This window comes from Flavobacterium sp. (genome assembly GCF_004295795.1).
Taxonomy (GTDB): domain Bacteria; phylum Bacteroidota; class Bacteroidia; order Flavobacteriales; family Flavobacteriaceae; genus Flavobacterium.
The window spans coordinates 64,969-89,210 of record NZ_SEBR01000007.1; the positions used below are offsets into that span (position 1 = coordinate 64,969).

At 47.2% G+C, this 24,242-nt stretch carries 16 protein-coding genes; 11 read left to right on the forward strand and 5 right to left on the reverse strand.

Going from position 1 to position 24,242, the window contains the following annotated elements; genetic code table 11:
- Position 1: 1 nt before the first annotated feature.
- From EOO49_RS07905 to rnr, 3 genes are all read right to left on the reverse strand, one after another.
- Positions 2 to 694, reverse strand: a complete 693-nt coding sequence (locus EOO49_RS07905) for a LysE family transporter (protein ID WP_290844414.1) — start codon at positions 692 to 694, stop codon at positions 2 to 4.
- Positions 695 to 761: 67 nt separating this feature from the next.
- Entirely contained in the window at positions 762 to 1,427 is a 666-nt protein-coding gene (locus EOO49_RS07910) for a head GIN domain-containing protein (RefSeq protein WP_290844416.1), read from the reverse strand.
- 12 nt (positions 1,428 to 1,439) lie between these two features.
- The gene (gene rnr, locus EOO49_RS07915; protein ID WP_290844417.1) at positions 1,440 to 3,713 is read right to left on the reverse strand and encodes a ribonuclease R; all 2,274 of its coding nucleotides are present in this window, start codon (positions 3,711 to 3,713) and stop codon (positions 1,440 to 1,442) included.
- A gap of 138 nt (positions 3,714 to 3,851) precedes the next feature.
- Between rnr and EOO49_RS07920 the strand changes: the two genes are divergently transcribed.
- The 3 genes from EOO49_RS07920 (at position 3,852) to EOO49_RS07930 (ending at position 7,658) form a co-directional block, all read left to right on the forward strand.
- Positions 3,852 to 4,091: a DUF2007 domain-containing protein gene (locus EOO49_RS07920; protein WP_290844419.1), complete on the forward strand. Its 240-nt coding sequence runs from the start codon at positions 3,852 to 3,854 to the stop codon at positions 4,089 to 4,091.
- Between the two features lie 693 nt (positions 4,092 to 4,784).
- Positions 4,785 to 5,216, forward strand: a complete 432-nt coding sequence (rpiB, locus tag EOO49_RS07925) for a ribose 5-phosphate isomerase B (RefSeq protein ID WP_290844421.1) — start codon at positions 4,785 to 4,787, stop codon at positions 5,214 to 5,216.
- Between the two features lie 318 nt (positions 5,217 to 5,534).
- On the forward strand, positions 5,535 to 7,658 hold the full coding sequence (locus EOO49_RS07930; protein ID WP_290844423.1) for a Tex family protein: 2,124 nt from the start codon (positions 5,535 to 5,537) through the stop codon (positions 7,656 to 7,658).
- Between the two features lie 67 nt (positions 7,659 to 7,725).
- On the opposite strand, the gene tatA is transcribed toward EOO49_RS07930, so the two are convergent.
- A complete protein-coding gene (tatA, locus tag EOO49_RS07935) occupies positions 7,726 to 7,908 on the reverse strand; it encodes a twin-arginine translocase TatA/TatE family subunit (protein WP_290844425.1) in 183 nt (60 codons plus the stop codon).
- Between the two features lie 160 nt (positions 7,909 to 8,068).
- Between tatA and EOO49_RS07940 the strand changes: the two genes are divergently transcribed.
- The 8 genes from EOO49_RS07940 (at position 8,069) to rfbD (ending at position 16,594) form a co-directional block, all read left to right on the forward strand.
- The gene (locus EOO49_RS07940; protein ID WP_290844427.1) at positions 8,069 to 8,935 is read left to right on the forward strand and encodes a M23 family metallopeptidase; all 867 of its coding nucleotides are present in this window, start codon (positions 8,069 to 8,071) and stop codon (positions 8,933 to 8,935) included.
- Complete coding sequence (locus tag EOO49_RS07945) at positions 8,935 to 9,279, forward strand: SdpI family protein (protein WP_290844429.1); 345 nt, start codon at positions 8,935 to 8,937, stop codon at positions 9,277 to 9,279. Before EOO49_RS07940 ends, EOO49_RS07945 begins: the two co-directional genes overlap by 1 nt.
- A gap of 2 nt (positions 9,280 to 9,281) precedes the next feature.
- Positions 9,282 to 10,766, forward strand: a complete 1,485-nt coding sequence (locus EOO49_RS07950) for a GH3 auxin-responsive promoter family protein (protein ID WP_290844431.1) — start codon at positions 9,282 to 9,284, stop codon at positions 10,764 to 10,766.
- Between the two features lie 908 nt (positions 10,767 to 11,674).
- Positions 11,675 to 13,363: a hypothetical protein gene (locus EOO49_RS07955; RefSeq protein WP_290844432.1), complete on the forward strand. Its 1,689-nt coding sequence runs from the start codon at positions 11,675 to 11,677 to the stop codon at positions 13,361 to 13,363.
- Positions 13,364 to 13,366: 3 nt separating this feature from the next.
- Positions 13,367 to 14,335, forward strand: a complete 969-nt coding sequence (locus EOO49_RS07960) for a hypothetical protein (protein WP_290844433.1) — start codon at positions 13,367 to 13,369, stop codon at positions 14,333 to 14,335.
- Positions 14,335 to 15,198, forward strand: coding sequence for a glucose-1-phosphate thymidylyltransferase RfbA (gene rfbA / locus EOO49_RS07965; protein WP_290844435.1), 864 nt, complete (start codon positions 14,335 to 14,337; stop codon positions 15,196 to 15,198). The genes EOO49_RS07960 and rfbA overlap by 1 nt, the downstream gene beginning before the upstream one ends.
- A complete protein-coding gene (gene rfbC, locus EOO49_RS07970; protein ID WP_290844437.1) occupies positions 15,195 to 15,746 on the forward strand; it encodes a dTDP-4-dehydrorhamnose 3,5-epimerase in 552 nt (183 codons plus the stop codon). Before rfbA ends, rfbC begins: the two co-directional genes overlap by 4 nt.
- On the forward strand, positions 15,740 to 16,594 hold the full coding sequence (gene rfbD / locus EOO49_RS07975) for a dTDP-4-dehydrorhamnose reductase (protein ID WP_290844439.1): 855 nt from the start codon (positions 15,740 to 15,742) through the stop codon (positions 16,592 to 16,594). Before rfbC ends, rfbD begins: the two co-directional genes overlap by 7 nt.
- 68 nt (positions 16,595 to 16,662) lie before the next feature.
- Here the strand turns inward: rfbD and EOO49_RS07980 are convergent, their stop codons facing one another.
- Positions 16,663 to 24,165, reverse strand: a complete 7,503-nt coding sequence (locus tag EOO49_RS07980) for a putative Ig domain-containing protein (protein WP_290844440.1) — start codon at positions 24,163 to 24,165, stop codon at positions 16,663 to 16,665.
- Between the last annotated feature and the right edge of the window lie 77 nt (positions 24,166 to 24,242).

Consider the following 24,242-nt stretch of genomic DNA (forward strand, 5'->3'; position numbering starts at 1 on the left):
GTTATTTTTTCCCCGAGTTCTCGAGTTTGTGAATGGCTTCGTCCATCATTTGATGTTCTTTCGGAAACCAGGTTTGGGACAAAAGGAACAATCCAGAAATGATCAAAACGATACTAATTCCTTTTTTGATCATAAGGATGTTCGCCGGATTCAGATAACGACGCAATTGCTTGGCCGCCAAAATCTTGAAGATGTCGATGATGAAATAACTGATGATCACCGAAGCGAAAAACGTGATGATTCTCGAAGTCTGCAATTCCAGACGCGGTCCTACGCCAATTATGAGCGCCAACCAAATTCCCAATACACCAATATTGATGAAATTCAGGAAAAATCCCTTGAAGAAAAGACTGAAATAGTTCTTTTTGGCGAGCTCCACCGGATCTTCCGGATCGATCATTTTTTTCTTGGCTTTCTTGTGCCGCAACAGCGTGATCAGTCCGTAAGTCAGCATTACCAAACCTCCGAAAAGGAACAAAGCCGGATCGTCCTTGATGGCTTCGAGCAATCTGTAACTCGAAAAATAGGCGATGAGAATGAAGATCACATCGGCCAACATAACACCTAAATCGAAGCAAATCGCAGCCCTGAAACCTTTGACCACACTGGTTTCCAACAGGACGAAGAAAACCGGTCCGACCATTATGCTCAAAATAAATCCGAAAGGAATCGCGGCAAGAATATCTTCGATCATAGGCTAGTAAGTGATATGGCAAATATAGCGGGAAATTTCAAATCTGTTAATTTTTCCCGCCTTTTGCTCACTGTTCGGTAATTGTTCCGCCTAAAATTGACTTTTTGTCGGTTGTTTGCGGTTTCCCGAAAATCGTGATCTCGCCTCCGGCTTTGGTGCGCGCTTTCACGTATTTGGTCGCGTTGACATCGGCTTCTCCGCCGGCGTTTATGCTGACGTCAGTTCTTTCTGTTATCAGATTTTTCGCCTCGACGATTCCACCAGTTCCGATGGAAATCTCAGAATCGGAAGCTTTTCCCTCAAGACGCACAGTGGCTCCGGTAACTGATTTCACTTTAAGGATTTCGGAGTCCAATTCCAGCTTGATCTCAGCGCCTTCTTTGGCCGTGACCTCAAGTCTGGCGGCACTTAACGGCTTTCCGCTTGAAATGAACGCACCTTCGCTGGCGTCGACGCTCTTGATTTCCTTGTAGTAGATTTTGGCCTCGATTTCCTCGCCTTGCAGCAATTTCGTGGCTGGCATTCCGAGTTTCAACTCGCCGTTTTTATTGACGATTATAACTTCTTTGGAACGGTTTCCGGTGATCTCTACTTTGTTTGCATCACTTGGTATGAGCTCGGCAGAAATCCTGTCGTAAACCTTGACTTTCGTGAAATCGCCCGGATCTTTCGTCACTTGGGAAAATCCGAATGAACTTCCTAAAACGGCTATCGTAAAAAATAACTTTCTCATTTCGATTGAACTTTAATTGTCTCCGTCAACCTTTGGCTTCGGGGATTTTTTCTTTGATTTTGCTGCCGATTCCTGGTCGGCTTTTGCTTTCTGGGCTTCGTAATCGTCTTTCTTTCCAAGGAAATGGAAATCGAGCTGTTTCTTGACCAGATCGGCATTTTTGACTTTCACGTAAACTTCGTCTCCTAACTGGATCGTGTTGTGTGAAACTGCACCAACGAGTGCGTATTGCTTTTCGTCGAACGTGTAATAATCGTCCTTGATCTCACGGATTCGGCACATTCCTTCGCATTTGTTGTCGACGATCTCGACGTAGATTCCCCATTCGGTAACGCCGGAAATCACGCCAAGGAAATCCTGATCCTGATGATCGGCCATGTACTTGACCTGCATGTATTTCACGGAATCGCGTTCGGCACTTGTCGCCAGATATTCCATTTTGGACGAATGCTCGCATTTTTCCTCGTAAACTTCTTCGGATACAGATTTTCCACCGTCGATGTAATACTGCAAAAGTCGGTGCGCCATCACGTCAGGATAACGTCTGATAGGCGAGGTGAAGTGCGAGTAGTAATCGAATGCCAATCCGTAATGCCCGACATTGTGAACCGAATATTTGGCCTTGCTCATGCTTCGGATCGCCAAAGTGTCGACCATGTTCTGCTCCTTTTTGCCTTGGACGTCACTGAGCAATTTGTTGATCGATTGTGAAATATGTTTTTTACTTCTGAAGTCGATGCTGTAACCGAATTTCGAAATCACGCCCTGAAGTCCGATAAGCTTGTCTTCGTTGGGTTCGTCGTGAATTCTGTATACGAATGTCTTCTTTTGTTTTCCGATGAATTCCGCGACCTTTTTGTTGGCCAAAAGCATGAATTCCTCAATCAGGTGATTCGAATCTTTGGCTTCCTTGAAATAAACGCCAACAGGTTCGTCTTCTTCGTTCAACTTGAATTTGACCTCGACTTTATCGAACGAGATCGCTCCGTCGGCCAGTCTTTTTCTACGCATGATCTTGGCCAGATCGTCGAGTTTCAGCACGGCTTCGGTAACGTCTTTTGGCGCCTCGTAAGCTTCTCCGGTCAACGAAATTTCCTGCGGAATCGCTGATTGCTTGGTTTCGATAATGTGCTGCGCTTCTTCGTACGCGAATCTCTGGTCAGAATAAGTCACAGTTCTTCCGAACCACTGATTGACCAAAGTCGCTTTGTCGTCCAACTCAAAAACGGCCGAGAACGTGTATTTTTCTTCATGCGGACGAAGTGAACAAGCGAAGTTCGACAACACTTCAGGCAACATCGGAACAACTCTGTCGACCAAATAAACCGAAGTCGCACGGTTGTAAGCCTCGTCGTCGAGAATCGTGCCTTCTTCGACATAATGCGAAACGTCGGCGATGTGGATTCCGATTTCGAAATTGCCGTTATCTAACTTTTTGAACGAAAGCGCGTCGTCAAAATCTTTCGCATCTCTCGGATCGATCGTGAACGTGAGCGTTTTTCGCATGTCGCGTCTTTTCTCGATTTCCGATTGTTGGATCGACGTATCGAGTTTTTGGGCGTAGACTTCGACTTCTATCGGAAAATCGTACGGCAAACCGTATTCTGCGAGAATCGCGTGGATTTCAGTGTCGTGTTCGCCTGGTTTTCCAAGCACTTTTACGACGCTTCCGAACGGAGAATCGGCTCTTTTCGGCCAATCTTCGATCTCGACAAGCACGACTTCACCTTGTTGGGCTTCGCCGATTTTGTCCTTCGGAATAAAAATATCGGTATACATTTTCGGATTCGCCGTAGAAACGAAAGCGAAGTTCTTCTGGATATCGATCACACCGACGAATTGCGTCTTGGCGCGTTCGAGAATTTCAACTACTTCACCTTCAGGTCTTTTTCCTTTTCTGCGATTGTAGACATAGACCTGAACTCTGTCTTTGTCGAGCGCTCTGTTGAGATTGTTGGTCGGAATAAAAACGTCTTCCTCGAACTCCGGACAAATGAAAAAAGCCGTCTTTCGGCTCGTCATGTCAATCGTTCCTTCGTAATAATCCTGGCTTACCGCTTTCACGAGATATTTCCCAGGTTCGCTCTCTATGATTTTTTTGGTCGAAGCCAGTATTTTGAGATCTCTGATAATCTCGTTCCTGCTCTTGGTGTCGTCGACTTCGAGAATCGCCGCTATCTGTTTGTGGTTGAATGCCTTATTTGAATTTCGGGCAAGGATTTTCAAGATCTTATCAGTAAAATCCTTGGGTTTTCCGTTTCCCGGTTTATGGTTCTTTTTTGCCATTGATGTTTAAACTATTAGGCGTGAAATTACGAAATACGCCAGCCATTGGTCGAGGCTGTCTTAACTTTTAAATAAATTATAACTTTTAAGCAATAAAGCTGGGAATTCGTAACTTTAAACGACGCCAAAACCCTCGATATGGAAAATTTCATCACCATCGCCGTTTTCCATTACACGCACGAGATCGAGATACTCAAACATCGGCTCGACCAGGAAGGCTTGCACTATTTTTTCGAGAACGAGGCAACTGCTTCGGTAATGCCGTTCTATTCGCTCGCTTTGGGCGGAATCAAGCTCAAAATCCACCCGAACGACACAGACATCGTGCTTTTCATTCTCGAAGAACTCAAAGGCGGACATTCGCTTAGAATCGTTTGAAAAATTCCAAGACACAAATTCCAAATTCCATCCACGGAAATTACATTAGAAGTCTTCCAAACAAAACAAAACTCCCAAAATCTGCGAATCCAAAATCAAAAAACTCGAATTTCCAATCTTATCAACAATCATTAAAAACATCAAAAAAATCTTCTTTTAAATTTAAAATTAATGATGGTTATTATGGGATGTTAATTGGTACAATAATTTTATTTTGGCGGGTTAGGATTATCAATTTTACTTTGTTATAACGATTTGTTAACACACAATCTCGCATCCAAATAGCTCATTTTTAGACTTTTTTAAGTTTTGATTAACAGTTGTTGACAATCGGAATTGCGGTTGTTTTGTCGAAAAAATGGCATTGTCGAGATTGTTGATATCCATAGTACCGAACCTTGAAAACTTTTCAAGAAATCTGTGAAACTTCGCTTTGATTTCTCGTCTGCGTTTTTGATTGGAAATATTATGATGCGACACACCAAAATCTTCCCATTTTCTACCGGGACTTTATCAACAATCAATGTTAACTTTAGGTTAGCTGATACTGAACCACTTACGAATCTAAGTTAACAATAGGTATTTCAGATGTCAATTTCCAAAACCAATCGAGGCTTTCAATGGGAAGCAAAGCCCGCGCTCCTGAAATAAATCAACATTATAAGTATCTTTGCGGCCAACAAACTTCACGACATGAAAATTTCGATAGGGAACGACCACGCCGGACCCGACTACAAAAAGGAGATCGTAGAAAAACTCAAGGCTTTGGGCCACGAAATTACCAATTATGGAACAGATTCCGAGGCCAGCGTCGATTATCCTGATTTCGGACATCCGGTCGCGCAAGATGTAAGTCAAGGCAAAGCCGATTTCGGAATCGTGATCTGCGGAACAGGAAACGGGATCGCAATGGCGGCCAACCAACATCAAAATGTGCGCGCCGCAATCTGTTGGACAAAAGAAATCGCCGATTTGTGCCGCCGCCACAACAACGCAAACATAATTTCGATACCTGCGCGTTTCACCTCGATCCCGCAAGCCGTCGAAATGGTCGAGCACTTCCTGGCTACGGAGTTCGAAGGCGGACGCCACGCCACACGCGTAAACAAGATCATCTGTTCTTAAAACCGCGAGACATGAAATCAGGATCCGCCAGCAATTCTGCGCGGATTTTTTATTTATGAACAGACGCCAGATTCGTTTTCCAATTCTTTTAATTTGTACCCAATTCCGGCTGTCCGCTGTAGCTTTCTGGCAAAAATCCGGTTTTAAACAATTTGAGGACGAGCTTCCTTTGGTCGCTGTCCCAAATTGGTAAAACCAGTATTTTTCCTGCAAAAGGCTGCCGCTGCCATCCGGGGTAGGCGTTTGTTCTGACAGAAAATCTGTTTCGGCAAGGCCAATCTCCAAATCCAGAAAAATTCTGTCAATCCATACAACCAAATGACCAATATCGAATTTATTTCCCAACACGTTTCCGCTTCACCAAAATCCATCCAAAACGTTGTGCAACTTTTGAGCGAAGATTGTACGATTCCTTTCATATCGCGCTATCGAAAAGACATGACGGGAAATCTCGACGAGGTTTTTATTGAGAATATAGCCAAAGCAAATGCTTCATTTGATGCGATCACGAAACGAAAAGACGCGATAGTAAAATCGATCACGGAACAAAACGCGATGACGCCCGAACTTTCGAAAAAGATCGAAGCCACTTACGATTTGACCGAACTCGAGGATTTTTACCTTCCGTACAAAAAGAAGAAAAAGACCAAAGCCGATACAGCAAGAGAAAACGGACTCGAACCGCTGGCCAAAATCATCATGGCACAAAACAGCGACGACGTAGATTTCATCGCCTCGAAATATATCAACAAAAACGTCGCCAACGAAGACGAAGCTTTGCAAGGCGCGCGAGATATCATCGCCGAATGGGTTTCGGAAAATGTCTACGTCCGAAAAACGTTGAGACGGATTTTCCAGCGAAAAGCCGAGATTTCGACCAAAGTCGTCAAGGCCAAAAAAGACGACGAGAATGCCAAAAAGTTCAGTCAATATTTCGACTGGAAAGAAAATCTCACAAAAGCGCCGGCTCATAGACTTTTGGCCATGCTGCGTGCCGAGAACGAAGGTTTCATCAAGCTTTCGGTCGACATTGAAAAAGAAGAAGCGCTTGAAATGATAGAAAATTCGGTCATCAAAAACAAACGCGAGACGGCGATACAACTCCAAAAGGCAATCTCCGAAAGTTACAAACGCTTGCTCGAACCGGCAATCTCGAACGAATCTTTGTCAGAAGCGAAAGCCAAAGCCGATACAAATTCCATTGGTGTTTTCGCAACGAACCTGAGCCAGCTTCTACTCGCGCCGCCATTGGGCGAAAAACGCATTCTTGCGATTGATCCGGGATTCAAAAGTGGTTGTAAAGTGGTTTGTCTGGACGAAAAAGGCGATTTGTTGTACAATGAGACGATTTTTCCGCACGCGCCACAAAATGACACTGCGATTGCGATGAAAAAAATCCGTTCAATGGTCAATGCCTACAAAATCGACGCGATCTCGATTGGAAACGGAACAGCTTCAAGAGAGACCGAATTCTTCATCAAGAAAATAGCGTTCGATAAACCGCTTCAGGTTTTCGTAGTGAGCGAAGCCGGAGCGTCGGTTTATTCGGCGTCCAAAATTGCAAGGGACGAATTTCCAAAATATGACGTCACGGTTCGCGGCGCGGTTTCGATTGGGCGAAGACTTTCCGATCCGCTGGCCGAATTGGTCAAAATAGATCCGAAAGCAATTGGCGTCGGGCAATACCAACACGACGTCGACAAGTCCAAACTCAAGGATGAACTCGATACAGTTGTGGTACGCTGCGTGAATTCGGTCGGAATCAACATCAATACCGCAAGTAAATCGCTGCTTTCGTACGTGAGTGGAATAGGCGAGAAGCTGGCCGAAAACATCGTGAATTACCGCTCTGAAAACGGACCTTTTTCCGATAGGAAAGAGTTGAAAAAAGTACCGCGTCTGGGTGAAAAAGCTTTCCAGCAAGGCGCGGCTTTCGTGAGAATCGTGGGCGCGAAAAATCCGTTGGACAATTCGGCGGTGCATCCCGAAGCTTATCCGATCGTCGAAAAAATGGCCAAAGATCTCAAGTTGTCGGTTTCGGAACTCGTCGGAAATAGAGAAAAAACGGCTTTGATCAAACCGGAGAATTACGTCACGCAAACTGTCGGGATTCTGGGATTGAAAGATGTAATCAAGGAACTTGAAAAGCCCGGACTCGATCCGAGAAAATCGGCGAAAGTGTTTGAGTTCGATTCTTCGGTAAAGACAATAAAGGATTTGCGCTCGGGAATGATTTTGCCCGGAATTGTCAACAACATCACCAATTTCGGCTGTTTCGTAGATGTCGGAATCAAAGAAAGCGGACTGGTCCACATTTCACAGCTCAAAGACGGTTTCGTGAGTGATGTGAACGAGGTTGTAAAGTTGCATCAACACGTTCAGGTGAAGGTTGTCGATGTCGATGAAGATCGCAAGCGGATTGGTTTGACGATGGTAATTTGAGACGACAAAAGCCAAATCTCAAGTAATTTCAAAGCATAAAAAATCCCGGTTTAGGCCGGGATATGTATTATTCAGCAGCTTTCTGCTCTTCTTTTTTCTTGTCGGCAGGAGTTTCATCCTTAGCTGCATTTTTGAATTCCTTTACTCCGGAACCCAATCCTTTCATTAGTTCCGGAATCTTTTTACCTCCAAAAAGCAAAAGGATTACCGCAATAATCAAGATCCATTCTGTTACTCCAAATTTTCCCATGGTACTGTATTTAAGCCGAAGCAATTGAAATATAACGACAAAGATAGGTCAAAAAAACATCTCCGTGCCGAACGTTTTGGCAAATATTTATGATTGCCACTTCTCTAATTTACGGAATTTCTTCGACTTCGGATTTCCTATATTTGTACAAAGCGACAACATGGCTCAAAAAAGGCTCAAACGGAAAAAAATCGCCAAGAAACTCTTCACAAAAAACCGACTGGTCATTTTGAATGAAGACACGTTCGAGGAGATTTTCTCATTGCGGCTCACGCTGATGAACGTTTTCGTGTTCGCCACCTTGGGCGCGGTCGTGATCATTTTCGTGACCACTTATATCATCGCTTTTACGCCTTTGCGCGAGTACATTCCGGGTTATGCTTCGTCGGAACTCAAGAGAAATGCTACCGAATTGGCCTTGAAGTCAGATTCGCTGCAAGTCGCTCTTACCAAAAACGAAGCTTACATCAAGTCGATAAAACGCATTTTGACGGGCGATCTCGATTTGGCCAAACTCTCCAAAGATTCGATAATCGCCGCCGGCATGGAAATTCCCGATGGACAGATCACGGCATCCGAAGAAGAAAAAGAACTTCGCGAGGAAGTCGCCAAAGAGGACAAATACAACCTGTTCGAGAAAGCGACGCCAAAGACGAGCGTGGTTTTGTTCGCGCCAATAAAAGGCAGCGTGACCGACAAATTCAACGCGCGCCAAAAACATTATGCTGTCGATGTCGCCGTTCCGAAGAACACGCCAATCAAAGCGGTTTTGAACGGAAACGTGATTTTTGCAGAATGGACGCCAAGCAACGGCAACTGTGTGATCGTGCGCCACAACAACGGATTCATATCGGTTTACAAACACGCCGCGGAATTGACAGTCGAGGAAGGCGATGTCGTGAGAACCGGCGAAGTCGTAGGCTTGGCAGGCTCGACCGGACAGGAATCGACGGGAATCCATCTGCATTTTGAACTTTGGAAAGACGGTTATCCGATCGATCCCGAACAATTCATATCTTTCGAATAATGGGAAATGTCGCCGACGGTTTTGTAAGTATTTTGTGTGGGATAATTTTTATTTTGGCCGCGACTGTCATGTTGGTTTTTCCACCCAAAAAGATCAACGATCTTTACGGATATCGCTCCAACAACTCGAGAAAGTCACAGGAAAGATGGGATTTCGCCCAAAGATTTTCGGCTTGGCGCATGTTGGAAGTAGGTGTTTTCATGCTTGCGGTTGCCGTAATTTTGGATTATGCCGATTTGCCGGAAATCGTCGGTGTCGTCGTCGGATTGCCTTTAATCATCGGAAGTTGCATTTATCTTTTTGTGCGAACCGAATCTGCCATCAAGAAAAAATTCCCGCTTTAATTATGTCATTCAAGTCGATAGCCGCCAAACTTTTCGCCAATTACGTCTATTCCAAAACGCAGAAATGGGCGCAGCGTCCAATCGAAACCCAACAAAAAGTTTTCCGGGAATTGATTGAGAGAGCCGCTTCGACAGATTTTGGAAAAGATCACGCTTTCGCGGACATAAAATCTTACGAAGATTTCGCCAAAAACGTCCCGATCCGCGATTACGAACAACTCAAATCGTATGTGGACGAAGTGGTGAAAGGCGAGCAGAACGTGCTTTGGCCTGGAAAACCTTTGTATTTCGCCAAGACTTCCGGTACGACTTCGGGCGCCAAATATATTCCGCTTACCAAAGAATCGATGCCGTTTCACATCGAAGCCGCACGGGACGCCATCCTACATTATATACATGAAGCCAAAAACGCCGATTTTGTCGACGGAAAGATGATTTTCCTGCAAGGAAGTCCGGAACTTGAGGAAAAAAACGGCGTAAAACTTGGCCGACTTTCCGGAATCGTGGCGCATTACGTGCCAAAATACCTCCAAAAAAACCGCATGCCAAGTTGGGAAACCAACACGATCGAAGATTGGGAAACCAAAGTCGATGCGATCGTCGAGGAAACGATCAACGAAGATATGTCAGTGATTTCGGGCATTCCGAGTTGGGTTCAGATGTATTTCGAGAAACTGAGGTTGAAAGGCCAAAAACCCGTCGGGGAAATTTTCAAGAACTTCAATTTGTTCATTTACGGAGGCGTGAACTATGAACCGTATCGCGCCAAGTTCGAGAATCTCATCGGACGCAAAGTGGATGCGATCGAGCTTTTTCCGGCCTCGGAAGGATTTTTCGCCTATCAGGATTCACAATCTGAGAAAGGAATGTTGTTGCTTTTGAATTCAGGCATTTTCTATGAATTCGTCAAAGCCGATGAATTTTTTACCGAAAATCCGCGCCGTTACACAATCGGAGAAGTTGAAATCGGAATCAATTATGCACTGATTTTGTCGACCAACGCCGGACTTTGGGCTTACAACATCGGCGATACGATCCAATTTACCTCGACAAAACCGTATCGCGTGATCGTTTCGGGTCGCATCAAACATTACATTTCCGCTTTTGGCGAACACGTGATCGGCAAGGAAGTCGAGGAAGCTTTGAAGGAAGCGATGCTGGGAAGCGACATTCGTGTAAACGAGTTCACTGTTGCGCCGCAAATCAATCCGAAAGACGGACTTCCGTATCACGAATGGTTTATCGAGTTTGAGAATGAACCATCTGATATTCTGGGTTTTTCAGAGAAAATCGACGATGCGATGCGCAAGCAAAATGTGTATTATGACGATTTGATTTCTGGAAATGTGCTTCGGAAACTTGTTGTTACGAAAGTTCCGGCTCATGGATTCGAGAAGTATATGAAATCGATTGGAAAACTCGGCGGACAGAACAAATTGCCGCGTTTGTCCAACGATCGAAAAATCGCGGATCAGTTGGAAAAGTGAGATTTTAGGGATATTACAAAATCTGACACGAAAAAATTGCCACCGCCACCCACCCACAATTTAAGGCGATCCACGATTGGTCGAGTACAGAAAATCTGTAAAAATTCTTAAATGTAGGTGTTGGTTTAAGTTCGAAAACCAGGCAATGCGATAAAATTCCCGTGGTCGGATTCTAACGGAAATTCAAGATTGGCTAATTTGGATATTATCCAAAATAAAACGTTGCGACAAATTTCCGTAGTCGGATTCTATCGGACGATACAAAAATCCAAGTTTAGCTAATTTTAGTCAAATCCGAAAAACCAAACGTTGCGACAATTCCGCGAATTTGTCAAATTCTGATTCAGGCTAGAAACTCGGCGGACAGAGCAAATTGCCGCGTTTGTCCAACGATCGAAAAGTCGCGGATCAGTTGGGAAGGTGAGATTTTAGGGATATTACAAAATCTGACACGAAAAAATTACCACCGCCACCCACCCACAATTTAGGGCGATCCACGATTGGTCGAGTACAGAAAATCTGTAAAAATTCTTAAATGTAGGTGTTGGTTTAAGTTCGAAAACCAGAAATTCAGACAAATTGCCGCAATCGGATTCTATCAGAAGACCCAAAAATCCAAGTCCGGCTAAATCAAACCCGAAAAACAAAACGTTGCGACAATGCCGCGAATCCGTAAGACTTCACCCTAAAGTCCAAAAAAACAAACCTTAACAACAGGAACGGCTACTTCAAAAAAAAACTCAAAAAACAACCCAAATCCAATTAGAAATCCAAACCCAAAATCCAAAAAACACAACCCAAAAAAGAAACACCAAAATCCAATAAACCAAACGTTAACCTTAAACTTGAAACCTTAAACCAAACAAAACGGCAAAAATCCTACATTTGCACAGTGAGATATTTATTGAATGAAAGAACTTAAGAATATCGTTCGCACGCGCGCCCAGGAATCTTCGGCAGCTGTAGAACGCCTTTACATCACCATGCGCCACTTGTTTAACCGCGGTTTCTACAAGCCGATGGGCGTTTCCGGTGAAACACTAAGAGAAGCACTTTTGGCCTTGCGCCCCGAAATTTACGGAAGCATCGCCACCGAAAAAGTAGAACTGAACGGACTTTTGTACGTAATCGAACGACTTCCGGTCGGGATCGAGCAATGCCGTTTCATCAACCTGACTTCGGACGAAGGCTATTCCAAATCACATTTCCAGGCCATCGTTCCGCCAAAGCGAAAACGCAATTGCTATCGCATCGACGAGGAGCAGATGAACGTCGAGATCACGCGCGGCCGGTCGGACATTTACGACATCCTGACGCACCTCACGTTCCTGTTCATCGAATCGCACAAGATCAAAGCGAGAGTTTTGCTCGATGAAAATACGGGCGAAGTTTCGCGCGATTGGCAAAAATTGGGCGAAGTCGTAGGAAATGGCGAACGTCTGGAACTGGCCGAAAAAGAACAGGCGATGTCGCACGCGGCAAATGTTTTGGGAAGGTCCTTTTCGGAAATCCTCGACGTTTATGACAGCTTCGGAACGCCCGAAAATCCAGATCGGTTCATCAGCGTCGTGTACTGGCTCGGAAAACTCGCTATCGAGGAATTGGTCGAGAACAATAAGCGCACGATTTCCTTCAGCCCGATCTTGAGAGAACGCCTCGGACATCACATCCACGGGGAAATCTGGGCCAACAACATCAAATCTGTATTGAAGGAAAACGGTTTGATCGACCGTCCGATCCATATTATTTCGGCCAACATGCATTCGGTCATGAATTCTCTTTTCGCCGAACACGTGCACAAGGCCAAGTTCAAGGAAAAAGGCGATTACGCGATCTACGAGGAACTTTCCAAGTCTGGTGCCGATGCGCTTCGAAAGCCCGTCGAGAAATTCGCTTTGGAACACGGCATGATTTCGCTTCCGGATACGTCTGGCACGAACATCGACGTGCAAATTTTCGATACCGATAAGATCGATTGGACAAAATCGGCATTCCCAAAAGCCAAAGCCGATGACAAACCCGTGATCATCGTCATGGATTACGCTTTCGGCGAACAAGCTTACGAGACGATCGACGAACTTCTCAAGCCGTATTCCGATGGGAAAAACCGCACGCTTTTGAACGTGGTTTCGGTTTCCATCATGGGAAAAGCCGGAATTCTGGAAGGCGACAAAGGCGATATCATGATTCCGTCGGCGCACATCAACGAAGGCACGGGCGACAATTATCCGTTCGAGAACGAACTGACCAAGGAATTGCTGGAAAACAACGGCATTCCGGTTTACGCCGGCCCGATGGTTACCGTTTTGGGAACGTCGCTGCAAAACCGCGACCTTCTGACTTTCTTCAACAAGTCGACCTGGGGCGTTATCGGACTCGAGATGGAAGGCGCTTATTATCAGAAAGCGATCCAATCGGCTTCGAAAATCCGCAAGAGCATCAATCCGGACGTAAAGGTTCGTTATGCTTATTATGCGTCAGACAATCCGCTTGAAACCGGAAGCACGCTTGCCTCAGGCGGCCTCGGAACAACGGGCGTAAAACCGACTTACCTTATTACGATCAAAATTTTGGAACAGCTACTAAACGTCAAATAAACGATGAAAGACAACAAATTTAACGACGATCAGGAACTTGACCTGAACGCTTTGAAAGAAAAGATGAACAATGCATTGGAAGGTTTGAATACGCGACTTTTCCTGATGTTGCAGTTTTTCATCAAGAACATCATCGTCATCATCGTCTTGCTTGTCATTGGCGTCGGACTCGGAATCTATCTCGACCGCACGCAAAAAACGTACAACCACGAAATCACGGTTCAGCCCAATTTCGGAAGTGTTGATTACCTGTACGGAAAAATCAATTTGCTCGAATCGAAAATCGAGAAAGGCGACACGAATTATCTCAAGTCTGTCGTCGGATTGAAATTTCCGAAGAAATTGCTCAAGGTCGAAATCAAGCCGATCGTCGACGTTTATCCTTTTGCCAACAGAAGCGAGTACAATTTCGAGCTTTTGAAAGTGATGTCAGAAGACGGAAGTATCAAAAAAATCATTGAAGAACCGGCAACTGCCAGGAACTATCCCACGCACATGATTTACCTGCATACCAAAGATGCGGCAACAGATGCGAATATGATCCAGCCGTTACTCAAGTATCTGAACGACAGCGATTTCTATTCTAAGTTGCAGGTGGAATTTCAAAAGAACCTCAAAATCAAAATGGAAGCCAACGACCGCATGATTGCACAAATCGACGGTATTTTGGGCCAGATCGGATCAGGTCAAGGCGGCGGACAGGTTTACATCAACCAAAACACGCAACTCAACGACGTGATCGACACAAAGGACAAACTCGTTCGCGAGCAAGGCGATCTGCGTATTGGCGAAGTGAGTTATGACAAGATCATAAAAGATCACGGACTCGACATCAACATCGAGAATACCGAAGTCACCAACGGTAAAATGAAAATCATCCTTCCAATTTTCCTTATCGGAATTTTCGTGATCGTAAGATTGTTCATGGCTTTTTACAAAAAACAATCGGCAAAAAGCAAACTCCAAGCATAATGAAAGGAATCATTCTCGCCGGAGGTTCGGGCACGCGCCTGCACCCGCTAACACTGGCTGTGAGTAAGCAACTCATGCCAATTTATGACAAGCCGATGATTTACTATCCGCTGTCGACGTTGATCTGGTCTGGAATCCGTGAAATCCTCATCATTTCCACACCTCACGATTTGCCTTTGTTCCGACAGCTTTTGGGCGACGGATCCAAACTCGGCTGCCGTTTCGAATATGCCGTGCAGGAAAATCCCAACGGACTTGCCGAAGCGTTCATCATCGGGAAAGAATTCATCGGAAACGACAAGGTCGCACTCGTTCTGGGCGACAATATTTTCTACGGAACCGGACTTTCGGCTTTACTCAAATCGAACAACGATCCTAACGGTGGTGTGATCTACGCTTACCACGTACACGATCCGGAGCGTTACGGCGTCGTCGATTTTGATGCGGACGGAAACGTTTTGTCGATCGAGGAAAAACCCGAAAAACCAAAGTCGAATTACGCCGTTCCCGGAATTTACTTCTACGACAACGATGTGGTCGAGATCGCATCCAACATAAAACCAAGCCACAGAGGCGAACTCGAAATCACTGACGTGAACCGCGAATATCTCAACCGCGGAAAACTCAAAGTGAGCATTCTCGATCGCGGAACGGCCTGGCTTGACACGGGAACTTTCAATTCCTTGATGCAAGCTTCCCAATTCGTGCAGGTCATCGAGGAAAGACAAGGACTAAAAATCGGATCGATCGAGGAAGCCGCTTTCGAAATGGGCTTTATTTCGGCAGATGAACTTCGCGTTCTGGCCCAGCCGTTGCTCAAAAGCGGTTACGGAAAACACCTTTTAGGACTTATTTCGGAATGAATTTCATCGCTACCAAACTCGAGGGCTGTTTTATCGTCGAACCCAAAGTCATCGGTGACGAACGCGGCTCTTTCATGGAAAGTTTCAACGAACGCACTTTCGCCGACGGAATCGGTCAGGACGTGCATTTCGTCCAGGACAACCAATCGGTTTCGACCAAAGGCGTCTTGCGCGGCTTGCATTATCAGACGGGAATTCACGCGCAGGCCAAACTCGTTCGCGTGCTCCACGGAGAAGTACTCGACGTCGCGGTAGATTTGCGTCCGGATTCGGCTACTTTCGGACACTATGAAGCCGTTATACTTTCGGCCGAAAACAACCGGCAATTCTTTGTTCCGAGAGGTTTCGCCCATGGATTTCTCGTCCTGAGCCAAACAGCGACTTTCTTCTACAAATGCGACAATTTCTACAATAAGGAATCGGAAGGCGGACTAATTTTCAACGACGCGACGGTGAATATCGACTGGAATTTTCCGGAATCCGAAATGACGATTTCCGAAAAAGACCAAATTCTCCCGAATCTCGAAAACGCCAGAAAAGTATGGTAATTTTGGTAACGGGCGCATCGGGACAATTGGGTCAGGCCCTGAAATCGATCCATCAGAACTACGAAAATCTCGATTTCCATTTCGCCGATTCCTCGCAAGCCGACATCACAAATCTCGCAAGCCTCGAGGCGATTTTCGACCAGGTGAAACCCGAATTCTGCATTAATGCGGCGGCTTACACTGCCGTCGATAAAGCGGAATCCGAACCCGAAAAAGCACAATTGGTAAACGTTGCCGCGGCGGCAAATCTGGCGGCTGTCTGTCTGGCCAAAAATTGCACTTTGGTTCATGTTTCCACCGATTTCGTTTTCGACGGAAATGCTGACAAGCCGTATTCCGAAGAACAAAAAACTAATCCGCAAGGCGTTTACGGACGCACCAAACGCGACGGCGAGCTCGAGATCCAAAACATCCTGACGCGTTATTTCATCATCAGGACTTCCTGGGTTTATTCCGAATTCGGACACAACTTCATGAAAACGATGTTGCGTCTGGCCAAAGAACGCGATGAGGTGAACGTGGTCGACGATCAAGTCGGAACGCCAACTTACGCCGTTGATCTTGCGCGCGCCATTATTGCGGTTATCACGTCAAATAAGCCTTTTTACGGCATTTACAACTTCAGCAACGAGGGAATTTGCAGTTGGCACGATTTCGCCTCGGAAATCTTCTCCCAATCTAAACTTGACATAAAACTCAACCCAATTCCAACGTCGGCTTTCCCGACTCCGGCGAAACGTCCGGCTTACAGCGTTCTTGACAAATCGAAAATCAAATCGGTATTCTCGCTTGAGATTCGCGACTGGAAAATCGCTTTGTCCGAAGCCTTGGCCAAAAACAACGCCTGATCTTCATCTGACACAAACAAAAAAAGAGGCCAATTTCGACCTCTTTTTTGTTTTTATACAGTTCAGTTTTACTTCCTGACAACTTTCAAGAAACCGCTTCTGCCGTCGCTTACCACTTCCAAAAGGAAAGTGCCTTGAGGCAAATCGCGGAACCTGATCGTGTCGCCTTCAATGTTTCCATTGTCGACCAAACGTCCGTTGCTGTCGTAAAGTCTGAATTTCGAATGATTCTCGATGCCTTTCACGATCACGTGATCCACGAACGGGTTCGGATAAACGGCGAACGAAATTGCCTCGTGTCCAATCATTCCAAGTTCCGGATCGACCGTAATGGTAAGCTGGAAAGTCGTGCTTCCGCCAGAATTCGTGGCCGTGATAGTATAAACCGTCGTCGCGGAAACTGCTGTTGGAGTTCCCGAGATCACGCCCGTCGTTGCATTGAAAGAAAGTCCGGCGGGCAAATTCGGTGAAATCGAGTACGAAGTCACGTTTCCGCTAACCGTCGGGTTTACGTTCGAAATCGCGGCGTTCACATTGAAAACAAGTGGCGTCGGATAAGAAAGATTACTCGGAGCGACCGCATTCACGGTAATCGAAACGCCAAATGTCGCGCTTCCGCCAGAATTCGTCGCCGTCACGGTGTAAATCGCTGTTGCGGAAATCGCCGTCGGAGTTCCCGAAATCGCTCCCGTCGTCGTGTTGAAAGTCAGTCCGGCAGGCAAGTTTGGCGAAATCGAATAAGAAGTCACGGTTCCGGTCACCGTTGGTGTCAAGGTCGCAATCGCAGTTCCTAGTGTGAATACGTTCGGAGTCGTGTAGCTCAAAGCGCTCGGAGCGGCCGCATTCACGGTAATCGAAACTTGCGCCAGAGTATTTCCTCCAGAATTGGTCGCGATAACGAAATAAGTCGTCGTTGCGGAAATCGCCGTCGGAGTTCCCGAAATCACGCCGGTTGTCGTATTGAAAGAAAGTCCGGCTGGCAAGTTTGGCGAGATCGAGTACGAAACGACAGTTCCGGTAACGGTCGGGCTCACATTGGAAATCGCTGTTCCGACTGTGAAAACAAGTGGCGTCGGATAAGACAGATTGTTCGGAGCATCGGCATTCACGGTAATCGAAATCCCGAAAGTAGCGCTGCCGCTCACATTTGTCGCCGTTACGGTATAAGTCGCTGTAGCGGAAATCGCCGTCGGAGTTCCCGAAATTACGCCAGTCGTCGTATTGAAATTCAATCCGGCTGGCAAGTTTGGTGAAATCGAGTACGAAGTCACGGTTCCGGCCACAGTCGGATTCAAAGCAGAAATCGCGCTTCCGACAGTGAAAACGTTCGGAGTCGTATAACTCAAAGCCGTCGGAGCGGATGGATTCACGGTGATCACAACACCAAAAGTCGTGCTTCCGCCAGAATTCGTCGCCGTTACGGTGTAAGTTGCCGTCGCTGTCGCGGATGTCGGAGTTCCCGAAATCACGCCAGTTGCGAAATTCAGAGAAAGTCCGGCTGGCAAGCTTGGTGAAACGCTGTAAGAAGTCACGGTTCCGGTCACGCTAGGACTCAAAGCCGTAATCGCGCTTCCAACGGTAAACGTGTTTGGCGAAGTGTAACTCAAAGCCGACGGAGCGACCGCATTGACCGCGATCGAAACGTTGAAACTCGTGCTTCCGCCTCCATTTGTCGCCGTGATCGTGTAGATCGCCGCCGCGGATGTCGCCGCAGGAGTTCCTGAAATGATTCCCGTCGTCGCATTGAACGAAAGTCCGGCAGGCAAACTCGCCGAGATCGAGTAAGAAGTCACGGTTCCGGTAACGGTAGGTGTCAAAGGCGAAATCGCGCTTCCGACAGTATAATTGTTCGGAGTCGTATAGCTCAAGTTCGAAGGCGCGGCCACGTTGACCGTAATCACAACTCCAAAGCTCGAACTTCCTGATCCGTTTGATGCGGTCACGGTATAAGTTGCCGTTGGCGTCGCAGTTGTCGGAGTTCCAGAAATGAATCCGAAAGTCGCATCCAAAGTCAATCCGGCAGGCAAAGCCGGTGAAACCGTGAACGAATCAACCGATCCGATGATTGCCGCGAACAAAGGCGAAATCGCAGTTCCGACGGTGAACGTGTTCGGTGAAGTGTAGCTCAAACTTCCCGGAGCCGGCATGCTCACGGTGATCACGACTCCAAAAGTCACATCGCCGCTGGCATTCGACGCCGTTACGGTATAAGTATTCGTCGCCGATGGACTCGTTGGAGTTCCCGAAATCACGCCTGTCGTTGTACTGAAAATCAATCCGGCTGGCAAGTTTGGTGAAATCGAGTAGGAAGTTATGTTTCCGGCAACTGTCGGCGAAAGCGGCGCGATGGCCACGTTGACTGTAAAGTTGTTCGGAGTAGTGTAACTCAAGGCGGTCGGAGCGGCTTCCTGAACTGTAATCACGACATTGAAAGTCGTACTTCCGCCAGAATTTGTCGCCGTCACGGTATAAGCCGAAGTCGCCGTAATCGCGGTAGGAGTTCCAGAAATCGCGCCGGTTGTCGCATTGATCGAAAGTCCGGCAGGCAAACTCGGAGAAACGCTGTAAGCGACAACGTTTCCGGTAACGGTTGGCGTCAAGGCCGTGATCGCGTTTCCAACCGTGAAAACGTTAGGCGTGTTGTAACTCAACGCTGTCGGAGCTTGGTCGTTCACGGTAATCGAAATTCCGAAAGTTGCGTTTCCGCCGGAATTTGTCGCCGTCACGGTATAAGTCGCTGTCGCGGAAACGGCTGATGGCGTTCCGGAAATGACTCCGGTTGTCGCATCAAGGGAAAGTCCGGCGGGAAGCGGCGGGAAAACGCTGTATGAAACCACGTTTCCGGTAACGGTCGGCGTCAAATTCGAAATCGCGTTCCCAACAGTATAAACGTTCGGAGTCGAATAACTCAAGTTCGTCGGCGCGACATCTTTCACGGTTATTACCAATCCGAAAGTCGAACTTCCTGAAAAGTTGGATGCCGTGATCGTGTAAGTCGCGGTTGCCGTAACAGCAGTCGGCGTTCCGGAGATGTATCCGAAAGTTGGATCAAGCGTAAGTCCGGCAGGAAGTGCGGGCGAAACCGAAAAGTTGGTCACAAAACCGATAATTCCCGCAAAAACAGGCGTAATGGGCGTATTGACCGTGAAAATTTGTGGCGAAGGATAACTCAAACTTCCCGGAGCGTTGTAATTCACGGTGATGACAACTCCAAAAGTCGTGCTTCCGCCGGCGTTTGTGGCCGTAACGGTATAAGTCGCGGTCGCAGCCGATGTGAACGGCGTTCCGGAAATTACGCCCGTCGTCGCATTGAAAGAAAGTCCGGCCGGAAGCGCTGGAGAAATCGAGTAAGAAGTCACGGTTCCGGTAACGGTCGGAGCAAGAGAAACGATCGCCTGACCCACGATGTAAGTGTTTGGACTGTTGTAACTCAAAGCGCTCGGAGCCGCCGGATTGACCGCAATCGAAAGGTCGAAAGTCGTATTTCCGTTGGCATTCGCGGCCGTAACCGTATAAGTCGTGTTCGCGGAAACCACAGTCGGCATTCCGGAAATCACGCCCGTTGTCGTATTGAAAGAAAGTCCGGCAGAAAGTGCTGGTGAAATGCTGTAAGATGTGACGTTTCCGGTGACGGTCGGCGTCAAATCTGTAATCGTTGTCCCGACGTTGAAAACATTCGGAGTAGGATAACTCAAGTTCGTCGGAACGCCCGAATCCACGGCAATCGAAACATTGAAAGTCGCGCTTCCGCCAGAATTCGTGGCAATGATCGTATAAGCGGTCGCTGCCGAAACAGCCGTAGGAGTTCCAGAAATCACGCCTGTGGTTGCATTGAGAGAAAGTCCGGAAGGCAAAGCCGATGAAACGCTGTAGGAAACCACGTTTCCGGCAACGGTCGGTTCGAGATTCGCGATTGGCGTTCCAATTACGAAAACATTCGGAGTCGGATAAGTCAAGGTCGTCGGAGCGATGTCGTTCACCGCGATTTCCAGATCAAAAGTCGTGCTTCCGCCGGCATTTGTCGCTGTGATCGTGTAAGTCGCGTTTGCCGAAACGTCGGTTGGAGTTCCCGAAATGATTCCGGTTGTCGTATTGAGAGAAAGTCCGTTTGGCAAAACTGGCGAAATGCTGTACGAAGTCACGTTTCCGGTAACGGTCGGAACCAAATCTGCAATCGCGGAATCAACCGTGAAAATGTTTGGTGTCGTGTAACTCAAAGCCGTCGGAGCCGCCGAATTCACCGTAATGATGAGGTCGTAAGTCGTGCTTCCGCCAGCATTTGTCGCTGTGATCGTGTAAGTCGTCGTTGCGGAAATTGCCGTCGGTGTGCCCGAAATTTGCCCGTTTGTCGTATCGAAAGAAAGTCCGGCAGGAAGCGTTCCCGAAATGCTGAAACTCGTCGCTGCGGCAGTTGTCGTCGGAACCAAAGTCGCGATCGCCGTTCCAACCGTGAACACGTTCGGATTCGGGTAAGTCAATGACATTTGCGTGCCGTCGAGCGCGATGTTGTTGAACGTGACGCGGTTTCCGTTGTCGAGTGTCATGTCGGCGCCCGTGAAGCGAATCCTGATCTTGAAATTCGCGTTGTCGTTCGCCGAAGTGATCGTTGAAAAGTCGGTTTCGAACAGTTGGTATGTTCCGGTTGTCAAGGCCAAAGCCGATGTGATGTTGGTCGAAATCCAGGTTGGAGTTTCCGAGGTCGAATAGTCGAGAATCATGCCCGAAGCCGCGCCTTCATCCATGGCAGCAAACGAGAATTTGATGTTTTTGAATCCGGTTGTCGGCAAATTGAAAACCATCGTGTTCTCCAATCCGTTGTTTTGGAACGGTTGTGTAATTTGGATGCCTCTCATCTGACCCGGAATATAAGCCGCGTCGTTGTTGGCTTCCGGACGATAGTTGATAGGCGTTGGCGAATTGCGTCTTTCCATCGAGCCTTTTCTCCAAAGCGGATTCGAGTTCGTGAAAGGATAACCCGCAAGCGACGAAGAATAAGTGATTGAAGTGTTGCCCAAAACCTCATAAGAAGAATCGAGAGTAGTAAGCGGTTGGTTGTTCGCGATCGAGTTGCTCATCCACCAGAAATAAACGGGCTCGCTTTCTTCGGCAGCAAAAACCGATGGAATGAAAACCGCTTTCGCACTGAAATTTGTAGCCGAATTCACCGTAATTTCTGCGGTCGTAGCCGATGAAATGCCTTCCCAATGACTGAAAACGTAGCCAGGTTCGGCAATCGCGGTCAAAGTCACCGGAATGTTCGCGAAATAAACGCCGTTCCAAGGAAACGGATTTGCGTTCACGCCAGCAAGCGTCGGAGTGATTTCCAAGGTATTGATCTTGATGTGGCCGTGATCTGCATCCGATACATCGAGAGTCGCCGCGATAGTGTTGGCAATCCCGAATTTCGCACGGATGTGATCGCGCTGAAACGCCGGACGTTGCTGGGCAAAACCGGTTTGGTAATTCGTGTACCATTCGAAGTCGTTCACTTCAAATGCGCTCCAACGGTTCGTGTGTTCCGGAAGCGACGGTTCGATTACCGCAGCTTTCGCATTCATTTTGGATGTGACGACATTCGGTAGGTAATAACTGTTCATCATGTCGGCAAAACGGTTGATGAAATAGTTCTTGAAGCCCTCGTTCTGAAGCATTTTCCGAAGCCAGAGCGTCGACCATTCCGGATTCATCCACGAATTCGAGAAAGTTGTCGCGATTTCGAGGCTGTTGCGGTCGTATTGGTCAGTCCCGACTCCGAAAGTATCGTCCATGTCGTGGAAAACCCAACGCCAACGGCCATCGGCTCCGTAAGCGGCCGTCGGATCGTAATCGACCTTTTTTCGCCAATATTGCGTATTGTTTCCAGGCCAATCCGAATTGTCGAAAAAGATATTGGCGATGTAATAGTCGGCCATGCTTTCCGGATCGAGTTGCGTCGTAACATAATTGTACTGACTTTGGTCGCTGAGGTCCGCGCCCTGCAAATAAGCCGACAAAGCGTCGTAGTGATCGTCGTCGCCTTCCTCGACATCTCCGTTGTTTTCGAGCAAGTCGACGTTGTCAAAGCCATAATTCTGGGCGAAATAATTGTTGTCGAAACGCTCGCGCAGGTTCAAGATTCCCCAATATTCGCCGTTCACGAACACGATCGCAGGTTGATAATTCTCGTTTTCGACTTTTTGTTCCTGGCAAATATCGTGGCAAAGCGCATCGCGGAACATCGTATTCCTGAAATCGCTTCCGGAGTTCGAAAGCGTGAGGCGCTCGTAACTTTGGTAAGGCAAATCAGAAAAAAACGGATAGTCCAAATCGGCATCGCCAAAATCGGCACGAGCGTAAACCGTAAGCGATTTGCTCTCATAACGACGCGTTGAAGCACCGCGGATGCGAAGTCCGATATCTTGGTTGATGACTTGTGTTCCATTTACGAAATACGTCATGTTGGCGCGTTTTTCGAATTCCTCGCCTCGTCTGTGGTAATTTCCGATGCGAAGCCCAGAAGGATTTTCCGTCGGATTGGCTGCGCGCCAGTCGTCAAAATCTTTCCCGGCCACGTAAATCCCGTCGTTGTAATCGTAAAAATCAGATTCTGTCAGCGAAAGCGAAACCACCGGAAGATTGAATCTCGAAGCGCCTTGCGGAGTCACGAAGTAGGTTTGTGAAACCGTTTGGCTCGGCATCGCGCCCGGTTTGATGACTTTTGCTCGCACGACCATGCCTTTGAAAATCGTTCCGTCAGGCAAATAAAAAGATGGATCGTGGCTATAAGTCGAGGAAATCATCGAGATCTTGTTGGGCTCGTTCGATCTGTCATAAACGTTGATCGGCGCCGAAAAAGTCAGCGTTTCAAAACTCTGGGTAAGTAGCGGGCCCGGAGTTTGAGAACCTGTCTCGTTGTAAGAATTGCGGTATTGGTAAGTGTGTCCGCCGATGTTCGCGGCGTCAGGCTCAGATCCGTCAAGAGTGTACAAAATAGTCACTCCGGTTTCGGCCGAGGAAATCGTCAGGTTGAATGCCGATGTGAAAAATCCGCCGGCTTGCGAGAACGTCGGTTCGTCCAAAACTTCGTTGTAACCGGTTGTAGCGTTCAGTGCCGCGGGCGTGACGTCGTCAAAAAACACAAACGGACCTGTTCCGTTGGGAAAGCGTCCGTAAGAGAAATCTTCTTCTATCGCAGTTGGCGGAACCTGATCTACGGTCACACCCGAAGCGTTCGTCAAAAGTACAGTTTCGCCTCCTGAACTGATCTTCCAATTGGTGTGAAGCGGTTGTCCGGCAACGGTTCGGTTTTTGTCCGAACAATACACCAAAAGATATTGCCCCGGATTTAGCGTCACAGCCGGAAACGTCCATTTTTCGGGCGTCAGCGGATCGTCCGTAAGGCCAAAACCACCGAGATTGACAGCCGAAGATCCGGCGTTGTAAAGCTCGACCCAATCCTGGAAATCGCCGTCTTCGTCCACGTTAAGCGAAGCATTCGAACTCACGATTTCGTTGATGACAACTTGCGCTTTCGATGTGGTACAAAAAGCAAAAAACGCCAATAAAATCAGCGGAAGGGTAATTTTTCTCATGTGCTACCTGTTTAGGCGGCAAATATATAGGGTTTGGTAGGCTTGTCAGGTTTTTCTCGTTTTAAAAAACCAAAATT